Below are 6,588 nucleotides of genomic sequence, written 5' to 3' on the forward strand. Positions count from 1 at the left end.
TGATAGTGTGAAGGGTTTCCGCATTTGTATATTGGTAAAACGATAAAAAATAATGAAAAAATGATAATTGTAAAAAAGGGCTGTTTCGTCAGTCCTTTTTCTCATGTCTTAAGTTTTCACAATTCATTTCTTTACATTTTAAATTTCACAGATATTTTTATAGTGGTTCAGAAAATAATAAGTTGGAAAGCAGGGGGAACAGAGTTAATGTGCTTACTCGGCGGTTTGTATTTCCCCTATATCGGACGAATGGCAAAAAACTTTAGGGAAGTTATGGCTTTCAAAAAACAAAAAATCTGCGATTCACGTAGCCAGATTAACCATTCACGAAGTAGCCGTTAGAAATTGGCCTGATTTTTCCGATAAGTTAGTTGAAGACTGGAGGTGGCAGAAACGATAAAAATTGCGGTGTGTGATGATGAAAAAAATATAAGGTCTTATCTCGTTTCGCTCATCAAAAAGCAGGGCGGGGAATGCGGCATCACGGAATATGCCTCTGCCGATGCGTACTTCTCGGATGGTAAGGAGCATGACATTCTATTTCTGGACATAGAAATGGGCGGCTCCGGCGCAGGTCTGGACGGCATGGGGCTGGCAAGGCGTATCCGGAGCATGGAGGCGCAGAAACAGCCCATCATCATTTTTGTAACAGGGTATGAAAAATATGTGTATGACGCGTTTGATGTAGAGGCGTTCCAGTATCTGGTAAAGCCCGTGGACGAACAGAAATTTGCGGAAGTGTTCGGTCGGGCGGCGGGGCAGATTTTATCCGAGGCGGAGCGGCGGAAGAAAAAACTTGTGATCCAGTATGGAGGCGAGGGAAAGGCCATACCGCTGAATGACATTTATTACATGGAAAGCCGGAACCATAATATCATCCTATATTTAAAAAGCGGAAAGATAGAATACTATGCGAAGATCGGGGATTTGGAGAAGGAGCTGGCGGGGCAGTTCTACCGCATCCACCGGGGATACCTTATCAACCTTTTCCATGTGGAGGGTTACGATAAGACGGAGGTAAGGATGGCGAACGGTGATAAGCTGTTGCTTTCAAGGTATAAATATGACGGCTTTGTGCAGGCATACATGGATTACATTTCGGAGGAAAGCCTATGAGCCAGTCAGCGTTTGAAATGATAAACGGTATATTGGATATTTGGAAGATTGCCGTACAAGCAATAATATTCCTTGTTTTGTGGGCGGCGGCTTTCAGAGGGAAAAAAGGAAAAACAGGTGGCATTGCGGCAGTGCTGTTTATCTTTGCCAATATAGGGATAGGATTTCTGCCATGTACGGCTTGGGTAAGGTATGGCGTTTCCGCTCTTGCCGTTATGGGATATGGCGGAATACATTATAAAAGACAGATTGGAAAAGCAGTATTTGTGATGCTCGCTTTTTATAACCTCCATTGCCTGAGTTATTTGATGGCGAGTAGTATTTACGAAAAAATAATGAATGCAATGATGAAGAGTCTGGATATTATGCAGGATAGTTACCTGCAGGAAATGAATCGCTGCATGGTAGTTGGGATGTTCTGTTTGGTATTTGCTTATTCGGTATTATTTGTGGCAATGGCGCTTATTTTGTATAGATTTATGAAGGATGTAACCATAATGGCCTGGCAGGATGTTATCCTGCTTTCCATCCTGAATTTTGTCGGGAGCATGATTGCAAACGTGGTCAACGGTCTGCTTATTGTAAGAATAGATACGGATGCTTTTGTGCTGTTTGATGAAAAGCCGGATTTACTTTGGAAGGTTCCAATGATAGCGTTATGTATTTTTGCGGGAGAGGCCGCCCTGATCTATTTCTGGCAGAGATACCGCATCCTTCTTGGCGAGAGGCAGAAACATTTTGTGGAGGAACAGCAGGTCAAGGCCATGAAGAAGCGTCTGGAGGAAGCGGAGAATTTCTATGGAAGCATCCGGAAAGTGCGCCATGAGATGAAGAACCACATGGCGAACATTAAAGGGCTGACGGAAGCAGGGGAGTATGGGGAAATAGAGGAATATGTCCGCAGGATGGATGAGACCATGCTGGAACTGGAATATAAGTATGCGACGGGGAATGCAGTGACGGATGTCATCATCAATGACAAGTGGCGCAGGGCGGAAAAGGCGGGAATCCGGTTTGATGCAGATTTTCGGTATGGCGGGGAAATTCCCGTGTTTGATATGGGGATTATACTGAACAACCTTTTGGATAATGCTATTGAAGCCTGTGAAAAACTGGAAACAGGTAAAGGATTTATACGCCTGTCGTTAAAGAGGAAAAAGCAGTTTTTGATACTGTATGTAGAAAATAGCTTTGACGGCGCTGTTTCTATAAGGAAAGGCAGCCCGCTCCCGGCTACAACGAAACGGAGTATCCTGCCGGGAATCATTATGGAGCATGGCATAGGGCTTGAAAATGTGCGGGATATTGCAGAGAGGTACTTTGGCGGTGTAAACATAAAAGTGAAAGGGGATGTGTTCCATGTGACGGTAATGCTGCAGCAGATAGAAGTGGGGGGAAGGCAAGTAAATGACCTTGCATGAAATGAAACTTAAAAACAGATTAAAATGGAGAATAAAAAATGGCTATCAGTGTAATAGGACAAAATTATTATCAGAACAATGTGACATCAGTGAAAAACATAAAGAACATGAACGGCACGGAAGAAACAGGTGGCATGCGGGAATTAACAGAAGCGGAGGAAATGGCAGCTTTCAAAAAAGATTTTTATGCAGAACTTGAGAGGATACCAAAGAATAGAACCATCACCAATTTAGCGGTCAATATATCGGAGGAAGCGTTTAAAAATATGAAAGATGATCCGGAATATAGGGCAAAGATAATGTCGGCGCTTCAGCGTGATCTGACTTCATCTTTTGCCCCGCTGAAAGCGTCACTACTTATAACGGTAGGCGCAACCGAGAAAGATTATAGGGGAGATTCATGGTCTGGTCCCAACAATGATTCAGAGTTTTTTGCACGTTCACAGGATAGTTTTTATAAGAAAACAAGCGGGCAGAAAGACAGGCAGAAGGAGCTTCTGGAAGAATATCTGGAAAAGCGGGCGCAGGCGAAAAAACAGCAGCAGGAGATGTTGAATGAAAAAATCGCTAAGCAGGAGCAGGAACGAAGCAGGCTGGCAAAAGCATGGAACAGTGAAAGGCAGATGGCGAGGGTTTCCAGTACCTATGAAGCAAATATTATAACGGAAACTGCTATAGACGGGATTTTATAGGAGAAAGTGAAAATAATGCAGGTTAATTCGTCCAATGGTTCATTACAGAACAGATATTTTTCAGGAACAGGAAGCATAGGCGGTATCCATCTGCCCGACTTTCATGATAAATATGTTTTCTCCAAAAAGAAAAGCGGCACAAGTGATGAGGAATACCGGAGGCAGATCAGGGAACAGGCTTATGAGGATTTTGCAAAAGGGCAGTTCCAGAATAAATCCGAAAGGTTTAACAGGCTGATGAAAAGCTACACATCGGAAGTATCCCCGGACAGAAAGGGGATCATCACTTCCGGACTGAAAGCTGTTTCGGGGAACAGGCAGACTGTGCTGAAGCCAATAGATTTTGTGGCAACGTTGCTGGAAGGAAAAGTGAAATATCAGAAACTGCCGTCGGGCAACAGCGATTACATAGAGTTTTATGATAAGAACGGCGAGATGGTGGCGACTTATTCCAACAATGGGTGGACGATGTATGCCACCAATGCGGAGGCTTCCAGACAGACGGAAATGTGCATAATCTATAACGAGGCATGGGGAAATGCAAAGAGGGGCATTCCGCTGGCGGGTGAAGAAGCAGTGAGTGTGGAAAATCCGCAGAATAGCTTTGACGCACAGGCATAGAAGGAAATGAAGCTACGGCTGAATATCTCTCAATAAGGCCACAGAGGTACAAGGTAGGGCGGGCGAATCTGCCTGCCGCAACGCAATTTTCATTTCAGTATGGCAATTGTGATATTTCTGATTGGGAGGGGCAGTTGAATACAAACAATAATAATCGGGCTTTAACAGGCTTTTGGATTGAGTCGTCCTTATTGATTTCCCCTAAAGAACAGGCGGAGGTAATGGAACGCATCTTTGGTGAAAATTCGGAATATTCAGAAGAAACCCAAAATGAATTGAAACAGGTCATGCTGGTAACGGATCAGGAGCGGACAGATATTTCGGTCTATGGGAAAACGGGGATGGGCAAGACCGATGGCATTATTGTTGACGCATGGTTTACCGGATTCGCAGAAACTGCAGAGGGGAAGTTATATTTTTGCGTGCGTCTTGGAAGAACGGACAGTATGAATGTATCCAGTCCATTGGCAAAGGAAATTGCAATTCAAATTGTGTCGGATTATAGCAAACTGTAGCTCTCGCTGTGAGAAAAAAGAAATTTCCATGGTATAATTCAGCAGGTGCTGTTACTTCAGCAAGAGCGGTTTTCTGCCGAAGTAATAGGAAACAGGTGCAAGGAGGCTTTATTATGGCCTATAGGATATTAATTGTTGATGACGAAAGAATGCTGACGGAGTTATTGTCAAGGCACTTACAGAAATGTGGATATATTACTTTTGTAGCCGAAGACGCGGAGCAGGCAATATCAATGCTGAATACATATCCGGATTTGATTTTGCTTGACATCAAAATGCCTGAAATGGATGGATTGGAGTTATGTAAAATTATCCGCAGCAATGTTGTCTGTCCTATTTTGTTTTTGACAGCCCGCATTACAGAGCAGGACAAGGTGAATGGTTTACAGGCCGGCGGTGATGACTATATAACCAAGCCTTTTAGTCTGCAGGAATTGACTGCAAGGGTGGCGGCCCATCTGCGAAGGGACGAGAGAAGCAGGTGTACGCCCAAAATCGTATCTTCACAGGGCTTAATTGTAAATCTTGCAGAACGCAGAATATTTTATGGAGAAACAGAGTTGAATTTCTCAAACCGCGAATTTGACATTATTGAGTTTCTGATGAGTCATGCCAGCCAGATTTTTGATAAAGAACGAATATATGAAACTGTATGGGGGTGTAATGCCGAGGGTGACAGCAATGTGATTAAAGAGCATATCCGGAAAATCAGAAATAAACTGACTGAGGCTACAGGCAGGGAATATATAGAAACAGTCTGGGGGATGGGATACAGATGGAAAAAATAGAAAACCCCAAATCGATTAAAAGAGCTTTTATCGGAGCGGTTGCCGTTACCATGTCAATTGTCTTTGCGTCCTCTGCCCTGACAATTTATGGCTGTTATCGCATGCAGAGAGCTATTCTGCCCGACTCACAGGAGGTTTGGCTGCATATGCAGAATGTTATGGCAGATGGAACGGTATCTGAGGCAACGCATAGATTTACGCTTGACGAACCTTCTAAGGTGTCTGTCCTTGCTGCTGATAAAGCTGACGCGGAACGAATATTAGAGAATACAGAATTTACAATAGAGAGAATCGAAACCAGCTTTTCAACCCTTCGCCCAAAGCAACAGTTACTATATAGAGTGATAAGTGTTTCTATGGTTGGGCTTCCTTTTATCTATTCAGTCATAGGCATCGCGCTGTGTGCATGGTGGTTTTACAGGAAAAAGCTGTCTCCGCCAATTCAGGTTCTCGCAGAGGCAACAAAGCATATCAGGGAGCAGAATCTGGATTTTACGGTTGCACACAACGGCAACGACGAGTTAGGAAGGCTCTGCATGGCCTTTGAAGAAATGCGTCAGGCTCTTTATGACAACAATCGACAGTTATGGGGCATCATCGAAGAACGGAGAATCCTGCAGGCATCGGTGGCACATGACCTTAGAAATCCCATTGCGATTATCGAGGGCTATGTGGAATATATGCAGCAAAATTTGAGAAATGGGAGCCTGGATGAAGGAGAATTGCAGCATACGCTGTCTAACCTTGCCATAACGGCAAAACGGCTTGAACATTATACAGATTTTATCCGTGATTTGAATGCCCTGGAAGAAACGGAGACAGCGTATTCTGTGGTTTGGCTGCCGGATTTCTTGAGAAATGCGATGGAAAGTCTTTCCCTTATGGCAGGACAGCATAGCCTGGAGCTTGCATTCCACTCCACCGTACCAGAGTGTCAGGTAAAATTGGATGAGCAGATATTTTATCGTATCGTTGAGAATGTTTTTTCCAATGCCATCCGATATGCCAGGAGCAAGGTGACGTTTCAATCCTCTTTTGCTGATGATATTCTGACACTTTGTATCATGGACGATGGCATAGGCTTTTCAAAGAAAATGCTTCGTAAGCGAAACACGCTTTTTTATTCGGAAGAGGCCGCAGGCGGACACATGGGCTTGGGGCTGGCTATCAGCCATGTCCTGAGCCAAAAGCATGGCGGGAATATAAAACTCTCCAACATCGAACCGAATGGAGCTTGTGTAAGGGTTCAGCTGGTGGTTCACAGAACAGGTTAATATTTTTGATGTGGAAAAGCACCCCTGGAAATTTGGTTCTTTCTGAACTTTGGGTATAATCAATAAATAAGACAGGATTTACACCTGTCTTATTTATTGATTTATTACTTCTCATATTTGGGTATTTGTGTTATAATAGAGACATCAAAATGAGAGGTGAA

General features: G+C 43.7%; 7 protein-coding genes. All 7 read left to right on the forward strand.

Translation table 11 applies throughout. The features are described 5' to 3' along the window. Positions 1–384 precede the first annotated feature (384 nt). The 7 genes from NSB25_RS16675 to NSB25_RS16705 all read left to right on the forward strand — a co-directional run bounded on the left by NSB25_RS16675 (position 385) and on the right by NSB25_RS16705 (position 6,427). Complete coding sequence (locus NSB25_RS16675; RefSeq protein WP_103240544.1) at positions 385–1,116, forward strand: LytR/AlgR family response regulator transcription factor; 732 nt, start codon at positions 385–387, stop codon at positions 1,114–1,116. After that, positions 1,113–2,537 carry a sensor histidine kinase gene (locus NSB25_RS16680; protein ID WP_103240543.1) on the forward strand — a complete coding sequence of 475 codons (1,425 nt, stop codon included), beginning with the start codon at positions 1,113–1,115 and terminating at the stop codon, positions 2,535–2,537. The genes NSB25_RS16675 and NSB25_RS16680 overlap by 4 nt, the downstream gene beginning before the upstream one ends. 38 nt (positions 2,538–2,575) lie before the next feature. Continuing rightward, positions 2,576–3,229, forward strand: a complete 654-nt coding sequence (locus tag NSB25_RS16685; RefSeq protein WP_103240542.1) for a hypothetical protein — start codon at positions 2,576–2,578, stop codon at positions 3,227–3,229. A gap of 15 nt (positions 3,230–3,244) precedes the next feature. Then, on the forward strand, positions 3,245–3,850 hold the full coding sequence (locus tag NSB25_RS16690) for a hypothetical protein (protein ID WP_103240541.1): 606 nt from the start codon (positions 3,245–3,247) through the stop codon (positions 3,848–3,850). A 68-nt stretch (positions 3,851–3,918) separates the two neighbouring features. Further along, complete coding sequence (locus NSB25_RS16695; protein WP_257479283.1) at positions 3,919–4,365, forward strand: penicillin-binding transpeptidase domain-containing protein; 447 nt, start codon at positions 3,919–3,921, stop codon at positions 4,363–4,365. Positions 4,366–4,478: 113 nt separating this feature from the next. Continuing rightward, positions 4,479–5,153, forward strand: a complete 675-nt coding sequence (locus tag NSB25_RS16700) for a response regulator transcription factor (RefSeq protein WP_103240540.1) — start codon at positions 4,479–4,481, stop codon at positions 5,151–5,153. Beyond that, positions 5,141–6,427, forward strand: a complete 1,287-nt coding sequence (locus NSB25_RS16705) for a HAMP domain-containing sensor histidine kinase (protein WP_103240539.1) — start codon at positions 5,141–5,143, stop codon at positions 6,425–6,427. The genes NSB25_RS16700 and NSB25_RS16705 overlap by 13 nt, the downstream gene beginning before the upstream one ends. Positions 6,428–6,588: the final 161 nt, after the last annotated feature.

This window comes from Acetatifactor muris (genome assembly GCF_024623325.1).
Classification (GTDB): Bacteria; Bacillota; Clostridia; order Lachnospirales; family Lachnospiraceae; genus Acetatifactor; species Acetatifactor muris.